Source organism: Nocardia macrotermitis, from assembly GCF_009604405.1.
Lineage (GTDB): Bacteria > Actinomycetota > Actinomycetes > Mycobacteriales > Mycobacteriaceae > Nocardia > Nocardia macrotermitis.
Map to the genome: position 1 here is coordinate 110,969 of NZ_WEGK01000001.1, position 25,410 is coordinate 136,378.

The window sequence follows — 25,410 nt, forward strand, 5'->3', positions numbered from 1 at the left end:
CCTCTCCCGGTGCTATCCGCCGGAACGCACGTCGGTGCGCAAATCGACTGCGGCAGGCGCGGTTTCGGGCACCTCGAGCGGCACCCATTCGAAGGGCACGGCTTGGGCCCGATAAACCATCGGCGTCGAGGTGAGCCGGTCCACGCCCGGCACCCGTGGCTCCCGAACCTCGGGTTCGCCACCCACACCGAGCCCCTCGTAGGGCGAGACGTACTCCCACACCACCCGCCCGTCGGGCGTGACCTGGAAGATCCGCCCCTGCATCCCCTCGGTGATCAACGTGTTGCCGTTGGGCAGCCGCTGCGCGTTGCCGACGAAGGAGCTGAAGAACGTCCACGAGGGCAGTCCGGAATCCTCCGCGGTGTACTGCCACACGATCTGCTCGGTCACCGGATCGATCTCCAGCACCCGCGATCCGGCGTAGATCCCCAGCGGCGCAGGCGGATACCCGGCTCCGCCCTGATTGTCGAAGACGAGAATATTGCCCGCGCCGGGCAGTCCGTCCGCGATCAGATGCGGATTGTGCTGCCCGGAGATCTGATCCAGCGCCCGCGGCACCTTGTGCGCGTTGATCCGCTGATGCTGTGCGCCCGGAATCGCGTCGAAGTACGGGCCCACCTGCCACACAATGGATTTCGACTGCTTGTCGATCAGCGCGATGATATTGGCCTTGCGGGAGCTGATCAGGATGTTGTCCGGATCGAACACACCGTCCGGGTCCGCGCGATGCCAGCGATTGGGTCCGAGCGTCTTGGCGCTGTTGATCTCGAGATAACCCCACGGATCGTCCGGGTCGCGAGCAACGGTCTCGCGCAACGCATTCCAGCCCGCCTCGGAGAAACCGAGCTCGGCCAGATGGTCACCCGCCCGCCACTCCCACACGATCGCGCCGTCCGGATCGACCTCGTAGAGCCCCTGATCCCCCACCGGATGCGGCCCCAACTCGGGCACGATCCGCGGAATGGTCACCAGCAGCAGCCGATTCCCGTTGGGCAGCAGCTCCCAGTCGTGGTTCTGCCGCGCCGCGCCGCCGGGCGCCCGGGTGCCCCACTCCCAGACGCGCTCGCCGGACCAAGTCAGTTGTCCCACAGTGCCGTTCCCGTAGATGCCGCCGCGCGGGTCGCCGCTGGCGGAGAGCCGGAGCCCCACATCGCCGAGCCGCCCACCGGTCAACGCGGGATCGATGACGCGCGGCGGCACGCCCCCGAATGGCCACTCGTGCCGCACCGCGCCGTTGGTGTCGATCAGCCGGGTGACCGAGTCCGCACCGGTGAACAGGATGTAACTGTCATGCGCCGAATCCGGGTCGTGGTAGGTGACTCCGGTGAGTCTTACGAAGGCCATGCAGTTCACTCCATCAGTCGGGTGTTAAGCATCCGGATCGCGGATGTTACGAATCTAATCGATTTGCGCAGAACGTTATGCCCATCGAGACTGTAAGAATCAGAACGATTTCAAGCATGGCCCGGAACGGTCCGGGCGAGGATATTGGACCGGATGTGACACCCAAACGCACCACCCTCGCCGATGTGGCCCGCCACGCGGGCACCTCCACGGCGGTGGTCAGCTACGTACTCAACGACGGGCCGCGCCCGGTGTCGGATCGCTTGCGCGCCAAGGTTCTTCACGCCCTCGACGAGCTGGACTACCGCCCCGACCATGCCGCGCGCGCCCTGCGCCGGGTCCGCCGCCGGCGACATCTGGGCCTGCTGGTGCCCGACGTGCGGCTGCCGCTGTTCGGCACCCTGGTCGGCCAGCTCGAGGTCCAGGCCCGCGAACGCGACCACCTCACCCTGCTGGGCAACACCGGGTACGACCCGGAACGCGAAATCGAATTCGCCGCCGCCTTCACCGATTCCGGCATCGACGGCCTCATCGTGGTCGGCGGCGCGAACGGCGCGGCCACCGCCGCACTGTGCCGCCAGGCCCGCATCCCGATCGTGTGGGTGCACAACAATCGCGACCACGTCGAATCGCAGGTGGTCGGCGCCGACCACCTCGACGCGGGCAGGCTCGCCACCACCCACCTGACACAGGTCCATCATCGCGAGAACATCGCATTCGTAGGCGGTTTCACGGCCGCGGACGTCCAGCACGGTGACCGGGAAACCGTTGCGCAGCGCTACGCCGGATACCTCGAGGTCGTCGGCGAGAGCGCGGCACGCCACATTCCCACCGACCTCACCCCGTCGGGCGCGTACCACGCGATGCGTCACCACCTCAGCACCCAACCACCCCTCGACGCCCTCGTCGTGGGCACCTACGCCCAAGCCGCGGCCACCGTCCGCGCGGTAACGGACGCGGGTCTTCGTATCCCCCAAGACATTTCACTCGTCGGCTACGACGCCGACCCCACCGGCACCTACACCCAACTCACCCTCACCACCGTGCAACAACCCATCGCCACCATCGCCCGGGCAGCCCTGTCCCGCATCCTGGACACCACCCCCCGCACCTCCGACACCCCCATCCCCCCGATCGACATCCACCTCACCATCGGCGAAAGTTGCGGCTGCACAAGCGCGCACCCGGTGTCACTCGCTCCGGCGAACACCTGACCACAGCGACAGATCAGACACGGCAGTACTTCCCGTTCCGCATGGTGCGCGATCACGACACGTGAGCGCAGGAAGGATCCGGGCTAACCCTTGGCAGACAACCGAATACATCACTTTGATCTCGACCATTCCATGCGCGGAACGAAACACGATTCGCCGACAGCTACGAGCACGCAACGGTTGCCGCACCGATACTCTTCGAACTCGTTGGACCGCAACAATTTCCGGTAGGGTCCCCACCGTGCCCACACAACAAAGGCCAAGCCGTCCCGTAGCAGGCAGGAAGGGATACGCCTGCGCACCACGCGCGAGGGGCATGCGTTGAGCAATACGGATCCGAACTCCCCGATCGCCTACCGGTCCCCGCGCTCTGCCGACGCACCCCTCCGGCTGGACACGCCGTCCTTCGCGGCCGACCCGCACCGCGCCTACGCGGATATGCGACAGCACGGCCCGCTGGCACCGGTCGAACTCGCCCCGGGTGTTCCGGCGACGCTCGTGATCGGCTACCAGGTGGCCGTCCAGATCCTCAACGACGAGGCCCATTTCCCCGCCGACTCGCGCCGCTGGGAGGCGAACGCCGGCCCGGATTGTCCGCTGGTGCCGGTGCTGGGCTATCACAAGAACGCGCTGCGCACCGCGGGCCAGGAACACGAGCGGTACCGGCGCACCATCATCGCGGCACTGGAAACCGTCGACCTGCACAAGGTGCACGACGCGGTCGCGCGGGCCGCCGAGGCCCTGATCAACAGCTTCTGCGAACGCGGCACCGCCGATCTGCGGATGGACTACGCGTATCCGCTGACCTTCCGCGTCCTGAGCGAGCTGATGGGCTTTCCCGAAGACGCCGCGGCCGAGGCCTACGAGGGGCTCGCGGCGATGCTGGAGGGAACGGGCGCCGAGGAGGGGCAACGGCGTTTCGTCGAGGCCCTGATGGGAGTCGTGCACCGCAAGCAGGCCGAACCGGGCGACGATCTCACCTCGCGACTGCTGGGGCATCCGGACGGTCTCGACGTCATGGAGATGGTCTATCAGTCGGCGCTGCTGTTCTCGATGGGCACGGAACCGGCCTGCAATCTCATCCTGAACGCGTTGCTGCTGTTGATGACCGACGAGCAGTACGGCGGCGAGGTGCTCAGCGGCGCCATGGCCACCCGCGACGCCATCGACGCCGTGCTCTTCGAGGACCCACCGCTGGCCAACTGGTGCGTGAGCTACCCCAGACAGCCCCAACTCGTCGGCGACACCTGGCTGCCCGCCGACCAACCGGTGCTCATCAGCCTCGCCGCGTGCAACAACGATCCCGCCGTCAGCGGCGGCGACCGCCGAGGCAACCGATCACACCTGGCATGGGGCGCCGGCCCGCACGCCTGCCCGGCCCAACCCCTCGCCTTGACAATCGCCTCACAAGCCATCGATCTACTACTCGACGCCTTACCGGACATCCGACCGCAAACACCAGCCCAGCAATTGGATTGGCGCCCAGGCCAATTCCACCGGGCCCTGGCAACCCTGCCGGTCCTGTTCCCGGCCTGCCCACCGATGCATCTCGGCTGACCCGCCCCATCGACCGCAGATCTCACGATCAGCACGCCGGACTCGGTTGCACGTTGCGTGCAGGAAGCCGCCCGACCGCTGCGCCACGATCGCGGGGCTGCCGCCACTCAGCGCGTCCCGCTGTGACAGGCGCGAGCTCTCCCGATCGAACAGGCCCCAGCGATTCGGCTCAGTCGTACAGACGGCCCAGCAACGTGCCCTGGCCGGATTGCAGAATGTGCGCGGCCTCCAACGGAATCCAGAAACACTCGAACCGCGTCGGCTCCCCCACCCCGTCGTGGTCCTCCTGACTGTCCCACCGCTCCGGTGCGGGCTCACACAACTCCAACTCGAACACATGACACCGCAGCAACTCCCACCGATACGGCGAGATGTCGTACATGAACTCGCCCAGCTTGCGCAAGACCTTGAACCCGCTCAGGCCCGTTTCCTCCCGAGCCTCCCGCAACGCCGCATCCCGCGGAGACTCCCCGGCACGAATACTTCCCGCAGGGACCTGGATCCCGACCTGCTCATACGAGTAATCGGTATGCCGAAACACCAGCAACTCACCGTCCCGCACAACGTAAACCAGCACCTTCTCCTTGACGACCTTCTCCGGCATCAGGCGCACCCCTTCCTGCGAATTCATCGAATCCATCCGGTATGAAACGAGCAAGCCAACAGACCCGGCGCAGCCCACACCAGACCTACCATCGTCCGGCACCCGAAACACACCGACCCCCTGCCCCTTTCGCGGTCAGACATACCGGCCGCAACAGCCAGGACAGCGTAACCGCGTTCGGGACGCATCACCGGACGTTCCAGGACGTCCGGCGATGCGTATCGGCTTGCCGAAGATCAACCGAATCCGATTCCATCGAGGCCAACACGGACCTGACCACACATCGTCCAGCGCGGTCGGATTCCGACCATATAAAGATGGCAACTACGAACCGATCACCGCCGATGCCTGATTCATCGTGACGGCGGTGGCCGAACTCCCCCGAGCAACCCGATCGGAAACCTGAGAGAATCTCATCGTTCACCTGCGAGAATGTCACTCCGCTGGGGATATTCCGTTCTCAGCTCTTGCCGGGAGCTACTGAAGTAGATACAGTTAACCGACCAACGGAGGTGAGGGCGGTCACCGCCACTCGGGGCCGCGCCGGAGACGGCGCCGTCGCGCAAGGAGAGCTGATGAGTGACTGCGAAATCCCTGGTCTCACACCCCGATCCGCGCAAGCGTTGATCGATGCGGGGGAGGCGCTGGCGCACGATGTGCGGACCCGGATCCTGCACAGTCCGCGGCCGGTGTTCCTGTATTACATCGAGCAGACGTTCAGTGCTCTGCTGCGGGGGCTGCGTGAGGGGCTTGAGCCGAATCCCGATACGCCAGCACAACATCTGTGTCTGCACCTGATGATCAGCCGGACCCAGACGCACGGGCGGATGGTGGATCCCGATCTGATTCGGTTGCATCGGGCGCTGATCGCCGACGGTGGGCACGAGGCGCTGGTGCGGGCCGGGCGCGGGGGCGGCGGGGGCGCGTTCGATTTCGTCGCGCTCGGTGATGCGTTGAGCCCCACCGGGATCAGTGCGTTCTTCGCTCCGTTCGAAGCCGACGATATGGTCGCCTGAACCGGCACTACATCCTCCGCACCGGACCTGTTCCGGTGCCCGACGCCCGGCGTTCGCGCATCGTCGCGACCGTCGGGCTTTTTGCTGCGCGCACGACATCGCCACGGCGGTAATCGATTTCGACCATTCCATCGATTCTGCTGACATTGTTCAGTGACTGATGTCAGTATCGATGACGACGCCGCAGAGCACTCGGCCCGCGGCGGGCGAAACCACAAGCGGGAGAGGATTTCCCGGGGCCTGCGCAGATTCCGCGCGGCCGTTCGTTGACGCGTATCAGCAACAGGGGTTAGAAATCGGGCTATGAGCGAAGTTCAGGACAAGCCCACCGGACGCGAGGCCCAGCGCCTGCGCACCCGTCAACGCGTATTGGACGCGGCGATCAGGGAGTTCAAGAGCGTCGGCATGGCCGAGGCCGATATCGGCGCGATCGCCGAGGCCGCGGGCGTCGCACGAGGCACCTTCTACTTCCACTTCCCCGCCAAGGAACACGTACTGCTCGAACTCGAGGCACGCGAGGAGGCCCGCATCGCCAAGGAACTCACCAAGTTCCTGGCCACCCCACACGATCTGAAATCCGCGCTGCACAAGGCAATTCAGCTGGTCCTCGGACTCGAACGCCGCCTGGGCAGCGTGCTGTTCAAGGAGCTGCTGGCCATCCACTTCTCCCCCGCCCGCCCATTGAACGACGAGTGGCGCGATCACCGGATGATCGTGCTGGTCGTCGAGGAGATCGAACGCGCGCGCGACGCCGGTGAGGCCCAGATCGCCGTGGACCCGTACCACAGCGCGGTGTTCTTCCTGCTGGGCCTGTACGCGATGCTCACCACCACCTCGACCTCGAAAACGTTGCGCGCCAACGCTTTGGACAACTACCTGATCACCGTGCTGCGCAGCCTGGAGCCACGATGAACGCCACACCGGCTGCGCCGCAACCCATCTCACGAATACGGAGTCACCCCCATGCTGCTCGACCTCGGCCGCATCGCCCTCGTCTGGATCGTGATCCTGCTGGTCATCGCCTTCTGGTACTGGATCATGAAGAACATCAACACTTTCTGAGCTGTCCGGCCCGCACCGGCGAATCCGGGAGCCCACCATGACCGACACCCACGGACTCGGCCTCGAACGCACCTGCGCCCTGACCGCCGTCGCCTTCTCCGGCCGCCGCCGCGAAGGCGCGCGGCTGGTCACCGGCGAACGCCGCGGCTTCGGCCTGAGCTCCACCCGCCGCCTGGTCCACGTCCCCCACCCGCCCGTCGCACCGGACTGGACGCTCGGAACTCTGAGTTGCGGTGTGGCACTGCAATGTTCACCCTCCAAGGATCGCATCGCGCAGTACCCGCTGCACGAACTGTCGCCCCGCGAACGCGGCGCGCTCTCCCTCGTGGAGGGCGGCGTCGCCGCGGGCTGGATCGCCGAGCGCCTACCGGGCCTGCTGCCCGAACTACGCCACCGCCTACCCCGCCTCGAACTCGCCGACCACGACCTGACCGCCCGCGACATCCTCGACAACGCCCTGGCCCTGGCGCGCACCCGCACTTCGATCACCGCGCATCCCCTGCTGGGCACCCTCCCGCTGGCCGCCCCCGGACGCGGCGCACTCGCGGTCGCCGCGCGCCGCGCCTACGCCCGCATGCCGTGGACCTCGCAGCGCAGCGACGCCCAGCGCGTGATGTCGATCCCCGTCGGCGGCGAGGGCGGCAACCGCAACGTCAACCTGCCACCACCCAGCCGACCCGAGGACGACGACCCCGAGATCCGCGCCGACCAGCGCCCCGGCCTGCCCTACCCGGAATGGAACCGGTGGACGGAAAGCTTTCTGCGCGACCATGTTTCGGTCCTCGAACTGCCCCACCCGACCCGCTCGCATCCGATCGCGCCGGTCTCCCCCGAGATCCGCCGCTGGTTCGAGCAACGCACCCACCGCGCCCTGCGCAACGGCCTCGAGGACGGCTCGGATCTGGACGTGGACCGCTACGTCGGCCACTACATCGACACCCGCTGCGGCCCGGCGCCCGAACCTCGGGTGTTCCGTGACCTGCTGCCGCACTCGCGCGATGTCACCACCGCGGTCCTGCTGGACGGCAGCTCCTCGCTCGGCATCCACGGCGGCCGCACGTTCCGTCTCGAACTCGCCTGTGCCGACGCCCTGTCCAGGGCGATGACCCTGGCGCGAGAACCGCACGGACTGTTCGTCTTCACCGGCAACACCCGCCACCGCGTCGAGGTGCGCTGCCTGAAGGATTTCGACGAACGCCGCTTCGTGGACCCCGGCGCGCTGCACCTGAGCACCGGCGGCTACACCCGCCTGGGCGCGCCCGTGCGGCACCTGACCCGGCGCCTGCTGGACCGGCCCGCCGCACGCCGCCTGCTGATCGTCATCGGCGACGGCCTGATGTCCGACGAGGGCTACGAGGGCCGCTACGCCTGGGCCGATGTGGCGCACGCGGTCACCGAAGCCGAGGAGACCGGGATCTCGATCTACTACCTCGGGGTGGGTCCGGTCCGGGTCGATCCGCTGCCGGAAGTGTTCGGCCCCAACCGATCCCAGCGCATCCGCCGCGTCGAGGAACTGCCGCGCGTGCTCGCGTACATCCATCGCGAACTGGTCGCCCACTGACAACAGGAGTGCCGATGACCACCGATCTGTATATCGCCGCCGCCGGCGAGGTGCGGCTGTTCGAATGGGCGTACCGCCAGCACCTGCCGGTCATGCTGACCGGCCCCACCGGCTGCGGCAAGACCCGCTTCGTCGAGCACATGGGCCGGCTGCTGGATCGCCCGGTGCTCACCATCAGCTGCCACGACGACCTGACCAGCTCGGATCTGGTGGGCCGGTTCCTGGTCTCCGGCGGCGACGTGGTGTGGACCGACGGCCCGCTGACCAGGGCGGTGAAATCCGGTGCGATCTGCTACCTGGACGAGGTCGTGGAGGCCCGGCACGATTCGCTGGCGATCCTGCACTCGCTCACCGACCACCGCCGCACGCTGTACCTGGACCGCGCCGGTGAAATCGTCACCGCCCCGGAGACTTTCATGCTGGTCTGCTCCTACAACCCGGCCTACCGCAGCTCGCTCAAGGAGTTGAAACCCTCCTTTCGGCAACGTTTCGTGACCCTCGCGATGGACTATCTGCCGCCCGACCGCGAGGCCGAGGTGATCGTCGCCGAAACCGGCGTGGACATCGCGGTCGCCGCCCGGCTCGTGCACTGCGCCACCACGATTCGCACCGCCGACGAGGTCTTCGGATTCGAACCGCCCTCCACCCGCGTCCTGGTCGCCGCCGCCCGCCTCATCGCCGCGGGCGCGCACGAACTCGAGGCCGCGCACGCATGCATCCTCGCGCCGCTCAGCAGTGACGGCGCACTCGTCCAGGGCCTGCGCGAAATCGCGGTGGCCAGTCTGCTCACGCCGGGAGGAACCCTCGAATGAACAACCAGGACCGCCAGCGCCGCCGCGCGCTGATCGTCTTCCAGATCGCCATCTACGGCTTCCTGCTGGCGATGTTCCTCATCCAAATCCACATGTATCTCACCCGGGACTGGTAGGTGCTCCCATGAACATGCCCGCATTCGCCCTGCGCCGCGGGGCCGCCAAGGCCGCCGCGCAGGATCCGTCCGGCTACGACGAACACCACGACGAGAGCCGTCGCGCCCAGCGCCGCGCCGATCGCTGGCTCACCGGCGGCACCGCCCTGATGGGGACGTTCATCTTCGGCTTCCTCGGGCTGCCGCTGTTCCTGCGCGGAATGTGGTTGCAGCGCAAGGCACAACGCGACGGGCTGTCGGTGCGACCGCTGATCGTCACGCTGATCGGCTACCTGGTCATCCTCGACGCGTTCCTCAACAGCATCGGCTGGGTGCTGGATCTGGGCGCCAGTCACACCATCGTCACCCGCGTATTCTTCACCGCCTGGGGCAATTTCGTCGACGCGGGCTATTTCTGGCACTACAACGAGATGTGGATCGGCGGGGCGGCGGCGCCGGGCGAGAAGGGCTGGGAGGTCGCGCTGATCTTCACCGTCTTCCCGATGCGGGTGGCCGCGGCCATCGCCTTCCTGCAGATGAAGCGGTGGGGGCATCAGTGGCTCATCGTGACGTGCTGGTTCGGCGTGGTGATCTGGGTCGGCTACGTGGTCAACATGACGATGTACGCCGATGTGCGCTTCCACGGCATCGTGCTGCCGGTGACCGGCTGGTGGTTGTACGACATCTTCTACATCACCCCGTTCCTGGCGATCCCCTATCTGCACACGGTCAACCGCGAGATCTTCGCCGACTGACCCCGACCGTGAATCCAGGAGAATCTCATGAGCACCGAATCGACCACTGCCGCAACACCTCCCGAGCCCGAATTACAGCCCGGCACCACCGCGCCGTTCGCCCGCATGCACCGCTGGTTGCAGCGCGGCATCCTGGTCTGCCTGGTCGCCCTGGTCATCGAGGGTTCGCTGACCGTCCCGGCGCTGGCGCTGTGGTACGGCTGGCCCACGCTCTCGCTCACCCAGATCTGCGACGAGATGATGAAGGTCCGCTACTCCGACGACACCCTGACCTGCAAACAGGGCGCGATCGACGCACCACCGCTGGGCGGACGCCCCGAGGCCGCGGGCCAGAGGACCGCGCGCGATCAGTGGGGCGTACAGCCCAAACCCGAATGGCAGCACATCGGCTTCCGGCAGCTGGTGAAGATCCACAACGACCGCATCGCGCGAGAGAAGTCACAGCAGCAGGCACACCGGTGAGCGCTCGCGGCGTAACGGTCATAGAATCCGCCCGTGTCACAGTATGTTCCAGGTAATCCGGTGGGTCCGGCAGCGACGGTGAGCGCGATCGGCATGGCCATCGGGGAGGCGATCCGCGCCGGATACGATCGCCTCGTCCCCACCTCCTCGGGGGTTCCGCTGCGGATCGAGCAGGTGCGCGCGTCGTGGCTGGCCGCGGCGCTGGACCTGCCCGCCGACGCGATCACCGATATCCGGGTGCTCGACGCGAATTCGGGCACCGCGGCCCGCGCCCGCATCGCCGTCGACTCCCGCGACACCGACCTGCCCGCGCACCTGTTCGTCAAACTGCCGCCGCGCAACTATCTCCAGCACGTGCTGATGAACGTGTTCCACCTCGGCGAGCACGAGATCCTGGCCTACCGCGCGCTCGGCGACAAGCCGCCGGTTCGGGTGCCGAAATGCTATGTCGCGCAGATAGATCCGCGACGTCGCCGGACCGCGCTGGTGCTGGAGGATCTGTCCGAGACCGCGCGGTTCCGCACGGTGACCGACAGCGTCAGCCGCGCCGAGGCCGAGGCGGTCACCGACGCCCTGGCCGATCTGCACCGCACCTTCCAGGACAGCGAGCGTTTCGCCGGGGACCTGCGGCCGCTGACCGTGCGCACCACCGCCGATGTGCGCCTAGGCGATATGATCCGACGCCGGTTCCTCGGCGAGATCACCGGTCACACCGCCGATCTCATCCCGGACGAGGTCAAACGCCGGTGCCGGATCTTCTACGAGCGCAGCGCCGACATCGACGCGTTCTGGGCCGCCCAGCCGCAGACCCTGATCCACGCCGACCCGCATCTGGGGAACCTGTACTTCACCGACGACGGCCCCGGCTTCCTGGACTGGCAGGTCGCCCAGACCAGCGCGGGCATCCGCGATCTCGCCTATTTCGCCACCGCCTCGGTCGAACCGGAACTGCTCCGCGGTATCGAGCGCGATCTGGTGGAGCGCTACGCCGCCCGATTCGACGCCGCCGGTGTGCGCGTCGACCCCGACCGGCTCTGGACGCTCTATCGGGCCGCGATCACCGAATTCTTCCTCGCGGCCGTGTGCACCGCCGAGGCCGGAGATCGCATGCAGCCCTTCGAGATCTCCCGGGTCGGGGTCGAGCGGGCCGCCGCCGCGGTCACCGCGCACGACAGTTTCGAGGTGTTGCGCACGCTCATCGACGGCGGCGACGCCCGATGACGTGGCCACACCCGAATCGAATGCCTCCCGGTATGGTCTACGGTGAGAGCTCGCACCGATAGGCAACCGAGGATCACGGAGGTGGTCGCACAGATGGCCAAGCAGGCAACCGCGGACAAGAGGCCGCGGCGCGAACGCGGCTCGCTGAACCCCGAGGACATCCTCGACGCCGCGTTCGAGCTTGCCGAGCAGGTGTCCCTGGACAATATGAGCATGCCGATGCTGGGCAAGCACCTCGACGTCGGGGTGACCAGCATCTACTGGTATTTCCGCAAGAAGGACGACCTGCTCAATGCCATGACCGACCGCGCGCTGCGCCGGTACGCGAGCTTCGTCACCCGGTTCGTGGACGCCGGCGATTGGCGCGGTTCGCTGCGCGAGCACGCCCGCACCATGCGCACCACCTTCCTGGCCAATCCCATCCTGTGCGATCTGATCCTGATCCGATCCCAGCTCAGCCCGCAGGCCGCACAGCTGGGCACCCAGCAGACCGAGCAGGTGATCGCCACCCTCGTCGAGGCCGGGTTCACGGTCGAGGACGCCGTGGACACCTACTCCGCGATCCAGCTGCACGTGCGCGGATGCGTTGTGCTGCAACGTCTCTCGGACAAGAACACCGAATCCGGGTCGGGCGCGAGCGCTTACTACGACACCCTGGCCATCTCCCCGGCCACCACCCCGCTGCTGGCCCGGGCCGCCGCCGACGGCCTGCACAGCGGTGCGCCCGACGACCGGAATTTCGAATACGGGCTGGACTGCATCCTCGACCATGCCGCAGCGCTCGTCGGCCGCGAATAGTCACCGAATCCATTCCACCCCAACGGATACCGAGCCAACGCTGGTCGTCGCATGCGGCACGCTTCGAGCATCGGCGCGCTGTGGCGATCCGATCCACCATCGACGCGACCTCCTGCCGATGACGGAATCCGACTCGACCGTGCGGCCGGGCGAATTATCCTCTGCCGCTTGTTATTCGACCAGTTTCTGACTCTTCAACCAGTCGTAGGCGACATCCGAGGGATCCTGCCCCTCGATGTCGACGCGTCCGTTGAGCTCCTGCATCAGATCGTTGGTCAGGCGTTCGGAGATCGCGGCCAGCAGTGGCCGCAGCTGCGGGTAGCGATCCAGGACTACTCCGCGGACCACGGCGGTGCCGCTGTAGGGGAGGAAGAACTTCCGGTCGTCGTCCAGCACAACGAGTTTCAGGTTCTTGACCCGGCCGTCGGTGGTGTAGATCATGCCGAAGTTGCACGGCGCGCTCTTGGCGGTCGCGGTGTAGACGACACCGGCGTCCATGCGGGTCACATTGCCGGACGGGACGCCGTTGGGGGTGTTGTAGGGGATGCCGTATTTCTGCAGCATCGGGATGAAACCGTCGGAGCGACTGAAGAATTCGTCGTCGACGCAGAAGGTGCGGTCCGCGACGGGGAGTGCGGCGACATCGGACAGCGACTTCACGCGCAGCCGTTGCGCGGTGGGCGCGGAGGCGCCGAAAGCGTAGGTGTCGTTGAAGTTCGCGGGTGACAACCATTCCAGGTCGTAGTCCTGCTTCTCGATATCGTGCACCCGCTGCCACAGTTCGTGCGGATCGGAGATCGTCTCGGTCTTGTTGTGGTAGTTCACCCATCCGGTGCCGGTGTACTCCCACAGCACGTCGGCGTCGCCGTTGAGCTGGGCCTGTCGCGAGGAGGCCGAACCGGGTGCGCCGGTCAGATCGGTGACGTGCGCGCCCGCCGCGGCCAGATACGTCGCGGTGATCTTGCCCAGCAGCACGCCCTCGGTGAAACTCTTCGAGGTCACCACGATCTTCGCCCCGGCCAGCGGCTGCGCCCCGCCCGGCAGCGTGGTGTGGTGGAACGTCCCCGAGGAGCTGACCAGACCGCAGCCCGTCAGCACCGAAAGACTCACCGCCACAACGGATATCAGCGTCAGCAACCGTGCTCTCATGACACCCCCCGCGGTGTCGCGGCCAGTTCGACCAATCTGCCCAGCCAATCGATGATCAGAGCCAGCAGGCCCACCAGGATCGCGCCCGAGACGAGCAGTTTCGGCAGGAACAGCGTCACTCCGGTGGTGATCAGCGTGCCCAAGCTCGTCGCGCCGATGAACGTACTCAACGTCGCGGTGCCCACCAGGATCACCAGCGCGGTCCGCACACCGTTCAGGATCACCGGCACCGCCAAGGGCAACTCCACCTGGAAAAGCGTTCGGGCCGAAGAGAATCCGATCCCGCGCGACGCCTCGATGGTGCGCTGATCCACCTGCCGCAGCCCGACGATCGTATTCTGCAGGATCGGCAGGATCGCGTACACGACCAGACCGACGATCGCGGTCCGGAATCCGGTGCCCAGCCAGAACGTGAACAGCACCAGCAGCCCGACAGCGGGTGCGGCCTGGCCGATATTGGCGATATTCACCACGAGCGGTTCGAAGCGTTTGGCCGCGGGCCGGGTCAGCAGGATCCCCAGCGGAATCGCCACGACCACCACGATCAACGTCGCCACCACGGTCAGTTTGATATGGCTCAGAATGGTCGTCTGCAGATTGGACCAGCCCAGCGAAGCCTGCTCGGTCTCGGTCAACGTCGTGGACCGGTACCAGAGGAAATAGCCGATACCGATGACCAGGATGATGATCGGCTCGAACCACACGTCCAGCGGGATGCGGCGCAACCGGTTCATGACACCTCCGCCTGCGCTCCCGGCTCGCCCTGGGAAGTTCCCGGCTCGTCGCCGGGTGTTCCCGGCTCGTCCTCGGCGGCCACCACCGGCGTCGGCGCGGGATCGGTGCCGTCCACATACGTTTCGTACGACAACTCCGGCTCCTCGGACCGGACGTCGGCGAGTTTGGTCTGAATCGTTTCGGTCACCGACCCGATACTCAGCGACCCGACCACCGCGCCGCGCCCGTCGGTCACCAGCGCCGCGCCCTGGCTGGCCGCGAGCATGGCGTCGAGCGCGTCGTTGAGTGTGGAGGACCGCGCGATCACCGGCAGCCGCCGATCCAGATAGTCCGACACCTCCGGCTTGCTGCCGACCTCGTCGAGCGTCGGCCACGACCGCGGCCGCCCGGCCTCGTCCACCACGACCACCCAGCTCTGTCCGGCCGCCTTCGCCCGATCGATCACCGTCCGCGAGGGCTCACCGATCCGCGCGGTGACCACCGCATCGCATTCGACATCGCGCACCCGCTGCACCGTCAGATAGGCCAGTTTCGCCCCGGACCCGACGAATTCCTGCACGAACGGCGTCGCGGGACTCGTGAGAATCTCCTCCGGCCGCGCGTACTGCTCGATATGCCCGCCCTCGGACAGGATGAGCACCTTGTCGCCGAGTTTGGTGGCCTCCTCGAAATCGTGCGTCACGATGACGATGGTCTTGCCCAACTCGTGCTGAATCGCGATCAGGCTGTCCTGCAACCGAACTCGAGTGATCGGATCGACCGCGCCGAACGGTTCGTCCATCAGCAGCACCGGCGGATCCGCCGCCAGCGCCCGCGCCACGCCGACGCGCTGCTGCTGCCCGCCGGACATGTCCTTGGGCAGCCGGTCGGCGAACGTCGCCGGATCCAGCCCGACCAGATCGAGCAGATATTCGGTGCGTTCGGCGATCCGCTTGCGATCCCACCCCAGCACCCGCGGAATCGCGCCGACGTTCTTCGCGACCGTCCAGTGCGGGAACAGGCCACCGGACTGGATGACGTATCCGATGGACTGCCGCAGTTTGTCCGGATGTTCGTTGGTCACATCGCGACCGCCGATCAGGATGCGGCCCTCGCTCGGCTCGATCAACCGGTTGATCATCTTCAACGTCGTGGTCTTACCGCATCCGGACGGCCCGACGAACGCGACGATATCCCCCGCCTCGATCTCCAGATCCAACCGCTCGACGGCCGGAACATCCTGTCCCCGATAGCGTTTCACCACCCCGTCCAGCGTGATCGAAACACCCGTCACCGTGCGTTCCGGCGCGGGCGGACTGGTCACCTCGTCGGTCATGACAATCCCTTTGCGATCGTGAGCCGTCCGAGCAGGACGAGCAGCGCGTCGAAGACCAACGCGATGAGGACGATGAGAATGGTTCCGGTCAAAGCCATTTCGAGTGCGTTCGCGCCGCCGAGACGCGAAAGTCCGTTGAAGATCAGCGATCCCAGCCCCGGGCCGAGTACATAGGCGACGATCGCGCCGACACCCACGATCATCTGGGTGGAGACCCGGATGCCGGTCAGGATCACCGGCCAGGCGATCGGCAATTCGACGGTCAGCAGGATCCGCCAGCGCGAAAAGCCGATCCCGCGGGCGGATTCCACCACCGAGGCCGGTACCGATCGCAGGCCGACGATCGCATTTCCGATGACCGGCAGCGCCGCGAAGAACGCCAGCATGATGAACGAGGGCACCACGCCCAACCCGAACGGCACCAGCAGCAGTGCCAGCAGCGCCAGGGACGGAATCGTCAGCGCGACCCGGCTCGAGGTCAGCGACAGCGCCGCCACCAGCGGCAGGCGATACACCGCCACCGCGATCAGCACCGCGACGATCGTTCCGACCAGCACGGTCTGAAAGGCAAGGGAGGCATGCTGATACGTCAGGAATGCCAGGAACTCGCCCCGTCCTCGCACATAGTTCCACAAATTCATGGGAATCCCATCGTCGGCCGGGTTTCGGCCGGTAGTTGCCCGCGCATGTCACCGGACCCGCAAGTCGTCGAAGAATACTCGACCGTGTGCATCCATTCGCGACATTCGCGCCGAACGAACTTCGGGCGTTTCGCCCTTTTTGTCGCTATCTACGCGGCCGCCCCACTGCCGCAACGCATTTCGCCGCAATTCCACCTGACCTCGATATCCTCCCGAAATATCTTGCGACACAAAAACTTCAGGCACAGCACCTCGAACTCTCACGACGCCCGATCAGGCGGCTCGCGGCAACGGCTCGATCGATGAATAGTGCCCGGCATCGCCCGCGATCACCGTGCTCGGCGCACCGTCGACGCCCACGGGAACCGGACCGGCGAGCGTGATGCGAGTCAGCGTGCGCTGCTGACCGCCGTCGTAATCGTCCACCGCGTAATGTTGAGTGGCACGGTTGTCCCAGATCGCCACGTCGCCGAGCGACCAGTCCCATCGCACGGTGTGTTCCAGCCGGGTCACCCGATCCTGGAAGATCCGCAGCAGCGCATCGGATTCCGCGCGCGACACCCCGACGATCCGCTGCACGAAACCGCCCAGCAGCAAGGCCCGTTCGCCGGTCTCCGGGTGTACTTCCACCACCGGATGTTCGGTTTCGAAGTAGGTCGCCTCGAATTCGCGCCGATACGCCCGCACGGTGTCGTCCGCGTGATCCTCGGCGGTCGCCGCGTAGTCGTACAGATTCGTGTGCCGCGCGCGCAGCCCCTCGGCCAGCGTGCGCAGCGGTTCGGGCAGCGACTCGTAGGCCGCGACGGTCGAGGCCCAGGTCGTGGACCCGCCATAGCTGGGCAGCGAAACAGCGCGCAGCACAGAGGCTCTCGGCACCCGGTCCACGAAGGTGACGTCGGTGTGCCAGCTGTTGGAGCGGCCGAACCGCGAATCGATCGCCAGACTCTTCGCACCCGCCGAGGTCACCGTCGGATGCGGCGTCGTCGGCTCGCCCAGCAGTTCGGTGAATTCGTACTGCCCGTCCTCGGTGAGATGCTCCTGACCGCGGAAGAAGATCACCCGATGCGTGTTCAGCGCCTGCCGGATCGTCGCCACCGTCCGCGCGTCCAGCTCACCGCCCAGCCGCACTCCCTCGATTCGCGCGCCGATATGCGCACCGAGTTGCACCATCTGCACACCGGCCGGGCTGCCGGTTGCCTCGTCGACGGGCATCGCATGGCCTTTCACTCGAACCTCGGGATCGGACCATGAGGAAACCATCCGGCCGCCCCCGCCACCAGCATTACGGTCACCCGGATCCGAATGCCCGCGCCGGGCTCAGTGCACGAGATATCGCCGTGGCGAGGACCGACCGCGCATCATCGACCGAACCTCGCCGCCCGAACAGGTTTCCCGCCGATACAACGCCAGCAGATCCGCGTCGGCAGGCAGGGTGGCGACCGTACCGGTGTGCAGCCGATCCAGCGCGAGGTACGTCGTGAAGGACCGTTCGTGCTCGATCACGCCGAAACCGAAACAGTCCCAATGCAATGCGTCCGGCACCCCGGTCCGCACGATCTCCCCGATCGAGGCGCTGTCGATGACGTCCTCACGCACCCTGGCGACCAGCTCCACCTCGTCCGGCGCGAGCCGGTGACACACCACCCGGCCGTCCGGCTCGACGGCGAACCAGCTGCGGAACATCTCGTGACGGCGCACAAATCCGGTGATCGCCCGGGTCATCGCGGCGATCTCCGGGTGACCGGCGACATCGAACTCCGCGACGTACAGCCGGGGCGGGCGGCACTCGGTCCCCGCGAGCCGGTAGGCCGCCCGCATATACCGCTGTTGCCAACCCGGCACCGGCACCCCGCAGGCCGGTGTCTCCAGCATCGCTGCCCGCGCCGACGGCAGTACGGTCCAGGTGATCAGGCGGCCGGAGCGCGGCCGCCACGCGTCGAACCATCCGAGATCGACCATCGGTACCTCATCTCACGGACACCACGGGCCACATCGCCCGCGCCTACCGCCTCAACGTACGACAGCAATCAACGCGCTATCCAGCTGTCGCGGCAAACTCTGTGACCAGGCACGAACGAACCGCCGCGGGCGCTGAGGCAGATGCCAAAACCACCGCCCCGGCGATCTGTGACCGAAGTATGACGTCCGGTCCACCTCGGGATTTTCCGGCCGGGTCCGCACGTTGAACGGGTAGTCGATACGAGGAGGTCATGTGGCACAGGAATACAACCGCACCCCCGAGGCCGTCGCGGCGCTGACGCCCGAGCAGTACCACGTCACCCAGGAGAGCGGGACCGAGCGCGCCTTCACCGGCGAGTTCTGGGACCATCACGAGCCGGGCATCTACGTGGACGTGGTATCGGGTGAGCCGCTGTTCACCTCGCTGGACAAGTTCGACAGTGGTTGTGGCTGGCCGAGTTTCACCAAACCGGTCAGTGCCGACGCGCTGGTCGACACCCGCGATCTGAGCCACCGGATGATCCGCACCGAGGTCCGCTCGGTATTCGGCGACAGTCATCTCGGGCACGTGTTCACCGACGGTCCCCGCGAGGCGGGCGGCCTGCGGTACTGCATCAATTCCGCGGCACTGCGTTTCGTCCACCTCGACGACCTCGAGGCGGAGGGTTACGGTCCGTACAAGAATCTGTTCACGAAGGAGCAAGTGTGACCGACACGAAGACCGCGATCCTGGCCGGTGGATGTTTCTGGGGCATGCAGGACCTGATCCGCAAGCAGCCCGGGGTGCTCTCGACGCGGGTCGGCTACACCGGAGGTCTCAACGACCACCCCACCTACCGCAATCACCCGGGTCACGCCGAGGCCGTCGAGATCGTCTACGACCCGGCGCAGACCGATTACCGGGCGCTGCTGGAGTTCTTCTTCCAGATCCACGATCCGAGCACCAGGGATCGGCAGGGTAACGACGTCGGCTCGAGCTATCGATCGGCGATCTTCTACCTCGACGAGGATCAGCGGCGCGTCGCGGTGGACACCATCGCCGATGTCGACGCGTCGGGGCTGTGGCCGGGCAAGGTCGTCACCCAGGTGACCGCGGCCGTGCCGTTCTGGGAGGCCGAGCCCGAGCATCAGGACTATCTGCTGCGTTATCCCGAGGGCTACACCTGCCACTTCCCGCGTCCGGGCTGGAAGTTGCCCAGGCGTGCGGCCGCCGCGCAGTAGCGGTTCGATCCGGAAAGCCGTGGGGCCGCTCCCCCACGGCTTTTCCCGTTCGGTGACCCGAGTCTTGTTGTGCACAGATGAGCGTAGTACCTTCCAGACAGGTGTCCATCCAGCTCATCGAGGAGAAGACCATGGCCATCGTCCGCACCCTGCCGTCGGCCGACGGCGACCGCCGCCGGTTGGCTCTGGACAGTCCGGTGGACCGCACGTCCATCGGCGAACTCGAGGTGCAGAACAGCACCGAGGTCAGCGCCGCCGTCGCCCGGGCCCGCGCCGCGCAACCGGCCTGGGCCGCGCGCGATATCGGTGAGCGCGCCGAGATCCTGCGGGCCGCGGTGGGCGTCATCGTGCGGCGGCGCGCGGAGATCGCCGCGACCGTGCGTGAGGAGACCGGTAAGCCCGAGGCCGAGGCGCTCGGCGTGGAGATCGTTCCGGCATGCGATTTCCTCAACTACTGGTGCGGGCGGGCGCGCAAGGACCTGCGCACGCACAAGCAGAAGCTGCACGGCTATCTGCGGCCGTTCAAGAAGTTGTTCATCCAGTATCAGCCGCTCGGTGTGGTCGGTGTGATCACACCGTGGAACGCGCCGTTCGTGCTGTCGCTCAATCCGGTCGTGCAGGCGCTGCTGGCGGGCAACACGGTGGTGTTCAAACCGTCCGAGGTGACCCCGCGCGGCGGCGAATGGGTCGCGAAGGTACTGCACGAGGCGGGCGTTCCCGAGGACGTCGTGCAGGTGCTGCGCGGTGACGGCGAGACCGGCGCCGCGCTCGTCGCCTCGGAGATCGACAAGGTCTGCTTCACCGGCAGCGTCGTCACCGGCCGCAAGATCGCCGCGGCGTGCGCCGAAAGGCTGCTGCCCTGCACTCTGGAACTCGGCGGCAAGGACGCGATGATCGTGTGCGCCGACGCCGATCTGGAACGGGCCGCGGCGGGCGCGGTGTACCTGTCGATGTTCAACACCGGTCAGGTGTGCATGAGCGTCGAGCGGATCTACGTGGTCGAGAGCGTCGCGGACGAATTCATCCGGCTGGTCACGCAGAAGGCCGCCGAAATCACTTACGGCCCAGGCGATACCGATATGGGTCCGCTGTTCTGGGATCGGCAGATGGATATCGTCACCCGGCACGTCGACGACGCCAAGCAGAAGGGGGCGCAGGTCGTCGTCGGTGGTGCGCGCGGCGACGGGGACGGGCTGTACTTCCAGCCGACGCTGGTCGTCGACGCGAATCACGATATGCAGCTGATGACCGAGGAGACCTTCGGGCCGATCGCCGCGGTGATGCGGGTGCGCGACGAGGACGAGGCCATCCGACTCGCCAACGAGTGCAAGTACGGGCTCAGCGGTTCGGTCTTCACCAAGGACGCCGCCAAGGCGCGCGGCATCGCCGCCCGGCTGACCACGGGTTCTGTGGTGCACAACGACGCCGCGGTGATCTACGGCGTGCCGGAGGCTCCGTTCGGCGGCCGCAAGGACAGCGGGCTGGGCCACGTCAACGGCACCGACGCGCTGCGCGGCTTCACGCACGCCCAGCCGGTGCTCATCGATCGATGGCAACCGAAACGGGAGAGCATCTGGTATCCATACTCGGAGAAGACGATTCAGAGTTTGGACGGACTGATCCGGTACGGATTCGGCAACCGGGTGCTGCGCCGACTGCTCTCCTGAACCCTCGGGTAGTGCGATGACAACAACAGATTTCCACCCCGACCTGCGCCTGGCGCGGTTCCTGCCACATTCGGTGGTGGGGCCGCGCCGGTTGCGGTTGATCCGGGGGCTCATGCTCCTGCAACCGACCCGCCGCGATACGCACGCGGTGGTCGAGCAGGCCGGGCCCGGGGTTTCGGTCCGGGTGTTCCGGCCCGCCTCGGTATCCGGACCGCGCCCCGGACTGCTGTGGATACACGGTGGCGGGTTGATCATGGGATCCGCCGCCGGGGACGACCGCAAGTGCCGGGCGCTGGCCGATCGGCTGGGCGCGATCGTGGTGTCGGTCGACTACCGTCTCGCTCCGGAATATCCGTTCCCGATTCCGCTGGAGGACTGCTACACCGGATTGCGTTGGCTCGCAGCGCATCCCGATGTCGACACGGATCGGATCGCGATCGGCGGGGACAGTGCGGGCGGTGGGTTGAGCGCGGCCCTGGCGATCCTGGCCCGGGATCGCGGACGGATCCGACCGGTGCTGCAACTGCTGGCCTATCCGATGCTCGACGACCGCAGCAGCGACCGCACCGACATCGATCCGCGCAGGTTCCGGATGTGGGACCAGGACAGCAACCGGCTGGGCTGGCGCTCCTATCTCGGCTCGTCGGCGGCCACGATTCCACCGCTCGCGGTCCCGGCCCGGCACGAGGACCTCACCGGGCTGCCACCGGCCTGGATCGGGGTCGGCACCCACGACCTGTTCCACGACGAGGACGTCGCGTACGCGCGGCGGCTGCGCGCGGCGGGAGTGGACTGCGAACTCGAGATCGTCCCGGGCGCGTATCACGGTTTCGACCACGTCGAGGCCAGGACCGGGGTGTCCAGGGCGTTCTTCCGTGCGCAGGTCACCGCGTTGCGCAACGCATTCGGCGGGTGAACGCGGGCGGACACATGTCGTCCACGGCAAGCTCACTGGCTGCTCACAGGTAGCTACCGACTCCGGCGCGCTCAATGGTCAGCGTGACGACATCAGTTCTGGACACCGCATCGGTGGTCCCGCCGCACCCCGCGGCCCCCGCATCGGCCCGCAGGTTCGGCGGCCGAGCCGTCGAACGCTCGGGCCTGGCCGCGCTCCTGATCGCGACGGCAGTGTTCTACCTGTGGAACATCACTGTCAACGGGATGGGTAACCAGTTCTATGCCGGTGCGGCCTGGGCCGGTTCCAAGAGCTGGGAGGCCCTGCTGTTCGGGTCGCTGGACCCAGGCAACTTCATCACCGTCGACAAACCGCCGGTCTCGCAGTGGGTGATGGGCCTGTCCGGCCGCATCTTCGGCTTCTCCAGTGCGAGCATGCTCGTTCCGCAGGCGCTGATGGCGGTGGCGGCGGTGGCGCTGCTGTACGGCGCGATCCGGCGGGTCAGCAACAGCCACCACACCGGTCTGCTCGCCGGGGCGGCGCTGGCGTTGACACCGGTGGCCGCGCTGATGTTCCGGTTCAACAATCCCGACGCGGCCATGGTCCTGCTCATGATGGCCGCCGGCTACGCGACCGTGCGTGCGTTGCAGCGCGCCTCCACGCTGTGGCTCGTATTGGCCGGAGCCACACTGGGTTTCGCGTTCCTGGCCAAGATGCTCGAGGGCCTGATGGTGCTGCCCGCGCTCGGGCTGGCGTATCTGATCGCCGCGCCCAATCCGATTCGCACCCGCGTCGTGCAGTTGTTCGGCGCGTTGGTCGCGATGCTGGCAGCCAGCGGTTGGTACGTGCTGGTGACGCTGTGGTGGCCCGCCTCGAGCCGTCCGTACCTGGCCGGGTCGACCGACAACAACTTCATGAATCTGGTGTTGGGCTACAACGGATTCGCCCGGGTGCTGGGCCGCAACCACGGCGGGGGCGGGCACACACCGACCCCGGCGACGCACGACGCCGCGCAGTCCGCTGCCACGCACATGACCGCGAACCATCCCGGATTCGGCGGGTTCGGCGGACAGGTTCGCGGCGTGGAACGGCTGTTCAGCGGTGAGTTCGGCTTCGAGATCGGCTGGCTGCTGCCCGCCGCGCTGCTGGCCTTCGTGCTGGTGCTCGTCTCGCGGGGGCGTGCGCCGCGCACCGATCTGATGCGTGCGGCGGCGATCGTGTTCGGTGGCTGGATGATCATCGACGGCGGCGTGCTCAGCTATATGAGCGGCATGGTGCATCCGTACTACTGCCTGTCGATCGCGCCCGCGGTGGCCGGCATGTTCGCGCTCGGGGTGCGGGAGATGTGGACTCGGCGCGAGAGCGTCTTCGGACGGCTCGGCGCGGCGGCACTGCTCGCGGTGACCGGAGTGTGGAGTTTCGTTCTGCTGCAACGCAACAGCGGCTGGTATCCGGAACTGCGATGGGCGATCCTGGTCGTGACGATCGTGGCCGCGGTGCTGTTCGCGGTCCCGTGGACGCATCGGGCGCACCGCAGGCTCGCGGCGGCGGTGCTGACGGTCGGTGTCCTGGCCGGGCTCTCCGGCGCGGCGGCCTACTCGGTGGCGACGGTCGCGACCGCGCATTCCGGCGGCGGGCCCACCGTGGGTCCGGCACAGGCCGACGGGCGTGGTGGCGGCTGGGGTCAGACGCAGGCGAATCCGCGGCTCACCGCGCTGTTGCAGCAGACGGATTCGACGTGGGCCGCGGCGGTCGACGGTTCGTCCAGCGCGGCCGGGCTGGAGTTGCAGAGCGGTAAGTCCGTCATGGCGATCGGCGGGTTCTCCGGTAGCGATCCGACCCCGACGCTGGCCGAGTTCCAGGCCGATGTGAAAGCGGGCAAGATCGGCTACTACATCGTGCAGTCCAACGGTCGTGGTCAGGGTGGCGGGCGGACGTTCGACACCACGTCCGAGGGGACCGGTGGACGCACACAGCAGAACGCCGATGCCACGCAGATGCGCAGTGGGGCAGGCGGTTTCGGCCGCAATCAGCACGCCGACATCACCAACTGGGTGACCGCGACGTTCACGCCGCAGCAGGTCGGCAACGCCACGGTTTACGATCTGAGCGGTTATCGCGACTGAGCCTGTCATACGGAAAGGCCCGGTGTGCAACCACTTTCGGTGCACTCCGGGCCTTTTCCATTGTCGGGCAGCAGTATTCGGGACGACTCTCACGAATCGATCACTCCGATACGCATCGCGCTTTTTGCAAAACCGATACACACCCGGCTCTTGCGAATCCGATACACACCCGGCTCTTGCGAATCCGATACACACCCGGCTCTTCCGAATCCGATACGCACCGGGCTCTTGCGAATCCCGTACGCACCGGGCTCTTGCTAATTGCGTATCGGCAGATATCGCACAGCACGGTCGAGCTACATTCTCCGGCGATTCGGAAGACGAATTATGCAGGGGCCGAGAATAATTCGGCTATTGCGCGGTGTAGCCGCCGTCCACCAGGTGGTAGCTGCCGGTGATGAAGGTGGCCGCGTCGCTGGCCAGGAAGGCGACCAGCCCCGCGACCTCCTCGGGGGTGCCCAACCGACCCAAGGCGTGCTTGCTCGCCAGGAAGGTGTGCGCCTCCTCGTCCATCGTGGCGGAAAGCAGTGGTGTTTCGATGAAGCCGGGGCCCACGGCGGTGACCCGCACCTGCTGCGGCGCGTATTCGAGTGCGGCGTTCTGAGTCAGGCCGAGCAGGCCGTGTTTGGAGGTGACGTAGGCCGAGGAGTTCGGGAAGCCGACGCTGCCCAGGACCGAGGCCATGTTGACGATGGCCCCGCCACCGGCCGACGCGATCGCCGGAAGCTGTTCGCGCATACCGTAGAACACGCCGTCGAGGTTGACCGACAGCACCTTGCGCCAGCTCTCGGTCGAGTATTCGCCGACCGGGACGGCCTCGCCGCCGATTCCGGCATTGTTCACCGCGATCCGCAGCGAGCCGAGTTCGCGGGCGGCCTCCACGCTGCGGCGCGCGGTGTCGGGGTCGGAGGCGTCGCCGTCGAACGGGGCGGCCTTACCTCCCGCGGCGCGGATCTCCTCGGCCACATCCGAGGCGTGACTCGCGTTCAGATCGAAGACCAGCACCCCCGCGCCGCTGCGGGCCAGCTCCAGCGCCACCGCGCGGCCGATACCGGAACCACCGCCGCTCACGATCGCCGAGCGGTTCGCCACATCGTAGACAGCCATATCCGACTCCTCTCCGAGCCGAACGCCCGATGCGATCGGCTTTGTCTTCCGAAACGCCCTGAACTCGACCGCGAGTGTAGCCATAAATTTGCTA

24 protein-coding genes are annotated in these 25,410 nt (G+C 66.9%); 15 read left to right on the forward strand and 9 right to left on the reverse strand.

The features are described 5' to 3' along the window. Window positions 1–12: 12 nt before the first annotated feature. A complete protein-coding gene (locus NRB20_RS00515; protein ID WP_153407206.1) occupies window positions 13–1,344 on the reverse strand; it encodes an arylsulfotransferase family protein in 1,332 nt (443 codons plus the stop codon). Window positions 1,345–1,460: 116 nt separating this feature from the next. On the opposite strand from NRB20_RS00515, the gene NRB20_RS00520 reads away from it, so the two are divergent. Both NRB20_RS00520 and NRB20_RS00525 read left to right on the forward strand, forming a co-directional pair. Continuing rightward, on the forward strand, window positions 1,461–2,558 hold the full coding sequence (locus NRB20_RS00520; protein ID WP_153407207.1) for a LacI family DNA-binding transcriptional regulator: 1,098 nt from the start codon (window positions 1,461–1,463) through the stop codon (window positions 2,556–2,558). Between the two features lie 321 nt (window positions 2,559–2,879). Continuing rightward, window positions 2,880–4,115, forward strand: a complete 1,236-nt coding sequence (locus NRB20_RS00525) for a cytochrome P450 family protein (protein ID WP_153407208.1) — start codon at window positions 2,880–2,882, stop codon at window positions 4,113–4,115. Between the two features lie 169 nt (window positions 4,116–4,284). On the opposite strand, the gene NRB20_RS00530 is transcribed toward NRB20_RS00525, so the two are convergent. Then, window positions 4,285–4,746: an NUDIX hydrolase gene (locus NRB20_RS00530; protein WP_227833091.1), complete on the reverse strand. Its 462-nt coding sequence runs from the start codon at window positions 4,744–4,746 to the stop codon at window positions 4,285–4,287. Between the two features lie 548 nt (window positions 4,747–5,294). On the opposite strand from NRB20_RS00530, the gene NRB20_RS00535 reads away from it, so the two are divergent. From NRB20_RS00535 to NRB20_RS00570, 8 genes are all read left to right on the forward strand, one after another. Further along, window positions 5,295–5,735 (forward strand): hypothetical protein, encoded by a 441-nt coding sequence (locus NRB20_RS00535; protein WP_153407209.1) that lies wholly within the window; start codon window positions 5,295–5,297, stop codon window positions 5,733–5,735. A gap of 303 nt (window positions 5,736–6,038) precedes the next feature. Continuing rightward, the gene (locus tag NRB20_RS00540; protein ID WP_153407210.1) at window positions 6,039–6,647 is read left to right on the forward strand and encodes a TetR family transcriptional regulator; all 609 of its coding nucleotides are present in this window, start codon (window positions 6,039–6,041) and stop codon (window positions 6,645–6,647) included. A 187-nt stretch (window positions 6,648–6,834) separates the two neighbouring features. Next, window positions 6,835–8,358 carry a nitric oxide reductase activation protein NorD gene (locus NRB20_RS00545; protein ID WP_153407211.1) on the forward strand — a complete coding sequence of 508 codons (1,524 nt, stop codon included), beginning with the start codon at window positions 6,835–6,837 and terminating at the stop codon, window positions 8,356–8,358. A gap of 14 nt (window positions 8,359–8,372) precedes the next feature. Then, window positions 8,373–9,170 (forward strand): AAA family ATPase, encoded by a 798-nt coding sequence (locus NRB20_RS00550; protein WP_153407212.1) that lies wholly within the window; start codon window positions 8,373–8,375, stop codon window positions 9,168–9,170. A 124-nt stretch (window positions 9,171–9,294) separates the two neighbouring features. Continuing rightward, window positions 9,295–10,020: a hypothetical protein gene (locus NRB20_RS00555; protein WP_153407213.1), complete on the forward strand. Its 726-nt coding sequence runs from the start codon at window positions 9,295–9,297 to the stop codon at window positions 10,018–10,020. A gap of 27 nt (window positions 10,021–10,047) precedes the next feature. Continuing rightward, window positions 10,048–10,482 (forward strand): hypothetical protein, encoded by a 435-nt coding sequence (locus tag NRB20_RS00560; RefSeq protein WP_153407214.1) that lies wholly within the window; start codon window positions 10,048–10,050, stop codon window positions 10,480–10,482. Window positions 10,483–10,515: 33 nt separating this feature from the next. After that, window positions 10,516–11,703, forward strand: coding sequence for a phosphotransferase family protein (locus NRB20_RS00565; RefSeq protein ID WP_319944263.1), 1,188 nt, complete (start codon window positions 10,516–10,518; stop codon window positions 11,701–11,703). 93 nt (window positions 11,704–11,796) lie between these two features. Then, the gene (locus NRB20_RS00570) at window positions 11,797–12,501 is read left to right on the forward strand and encodes a TetR/AcrR family transcriptional regulator (protein WP_153407215.1); all 705 of its coding nucleotides are present in this window, start codon (window positions 11,797–11,799) and stop codon (window positions 12,499–12,501) included. A 171-nt stretch (window positions 12,502–12,672) separates the two neighbouring features. Here the strand turns inward: NRB20_RS00570 and NRB20_RS00575 are convergent, their stop codons facing one another. The 6 genes from NRB20_RS00575 to NRB20_RS00600 all read right to left on the reverse strand — a co-directional run bounded on the left by NRB20_RS00575 (window position 12,673) and on the right by NRB20_RS00600 (window position 18,300). Then, on the reverse strand, window positions 12,673–13,650 hold the full coding sequence (locus tag NRB20_RS00575) for a glycine betaine ABC transporter substrate-binding protein (RefSeq protein ID WP_153407216.1): 978 nt from the start codon (window positions 13,648–13,650) through the stop codon (window positions 12,673–12,675). Then, the gene (locus tag NRB20_RS00580) at window positions 13,647–14,384 is read right to left on the reverse strand and encodes an ABC transporter permease (RefSeq protein ID WP_153407217.1); all 738 of its coding nucleotides are present in this window, start codon (window positions 14,382–14,384) and stop codon (window positions 13,647–13,649) included. Before NRB20_RS00580 ends, NRB20_RS00575 begins: the two co-directional genes overlap by 4 nt. Beyond that, entirely contained in the window at window positions 14,381–15,700 is a 1,320-nt protein-coding gene (locus NRB20_RS00585) for an ABC transporter ATP-binding protein (protein ID WP_153407218.1), read from the reverse strand. The genes NRB20_RS00580 and NRB20_RS00585 overlap by 4 nt, the downstream gene beginning before the upstream one ends. Further along, window positions 15,697–16,341, reverse strand: coding sequence for an ABC transporter permease (locus NRB20_RS00590; protein ID WP_153407219.1), 645 nt, complete (start codon window positions 16,339–16,341; stop codon window positions 15,697–15,699). The genes NRB20_RS00585 and NRB20_RS00590 overlap by 4 nt, the downstream gene beginning before the upstream one ends. Window positions 16,342–16,614: 273 nt before the next feature. Further along, the gene (locus NRB20_RS00595) at window positions 16,615–17,553 is read right to left on the reverse strand and encodes a TauD/TfdA dioxygenase family protein (protein ID WP_153407220.1); all 939 of its coding nucleotides are present in this window, start codon (window positions 17,551–17,553) and stop codon (window positions 16,615–16,617) included. A gap of 105 nt (window positions 17,554–17,658) precedes the next feature. After that, on the reverse strand, window positions 17,659–18,300 hold the full coding sequence (locus NRB20_RS00600) for a hypothetical protein (protein ID WP_153407221.1): 642 nt from the start codon (window positions 18,298–18,300) through the stop codon (window positions 17,659–17,661). A 253-nt stretch (window positions 18,301–18,553) separates the two neighbouring features. Here NRB20_RS00600 and msrB point away from each other — a divergent pair, with 253 nt between their 5' ends. From msrB to NRB20_RS00625, 5 genes are all read left to right on the forward strand, one after another. Beyond that, entirely contained in the window at window positions 18,554–19,009 is a 456-nt protein-coding gene (gene msrB / locus NRB20_RS00605; RefSeq protein WP_319944264.1) for a peptide-methionine (R)-S-oxide reductase MsrB, read from the forward strand. Continuing rightward, complete coding sequence (gene msrA / locus NRB20_RS00610; protein WP_319944265.1) at window positions 19,006–19,521, forward strand: peptide-methionine (S)-S-oxide reductase MsrA; 516 nt, start codon at window positions 19,006–19,008, stop codon at window positions 19,519–19,521. Before msrB ends, msrA begins: the two co-directional genes overlap by 4 nt. Window positions 19,522–19,622: 101 nt before the next feature. Further along, window positions 19,623–21,188, forward strand: coding sequence for an aldehyde dehydrogenase family protein (locus tag NRB20_RS00615; RefSeq protein WP_319944266.1), 1,566 nt, complete (start codon window positions 19,623–19,625; stop codon window positions 21,186–21,188). A gap of 16 nt (window positions 21,189–21,204) precedes the next feature. Continuing rightward, a complete protein-coding gene (locus tag NRB20_RS00620; RefSeq protein WP_153407222.1) occupies window positions 21,205–22,104 on the forward strand; it encodes an alpha/beta hydrolase in 900 nt (299 codons plus the stop codon). 74 nt (window positions 22,105–22,178) lie between these two features. Then, a complete protein-coding gene (locus tag NRB20_RS00625) occupies window positions 22,179–24,209 on the forward strand; it encodes an ArnT family glycosyltransferase (protein ID WP_153407223.1) in 2,031 nt (676 codons plus the stop codon). Between the two features lie 351 nt (window positions 24,210–24,560). On the opposite strand, the gene NRB20_RS00630 is transcribed toward NRB20_RS00625, so the two are convergent. Continuing rightward, window positions 24,561–25,316, reverse strand: a complete 756-nt coding sequence (locus NRB20_RS00630; RefSeq protein WP_153407224.1) for an SDR family NAD(P)-dependent oxidoreductase — start codon at window positions 25,314–25,316, stop codon at window positions 24,561–24,563. Between the last annotated feature and the right edge of the window lie 94 nt (window positions 25,317–25,410).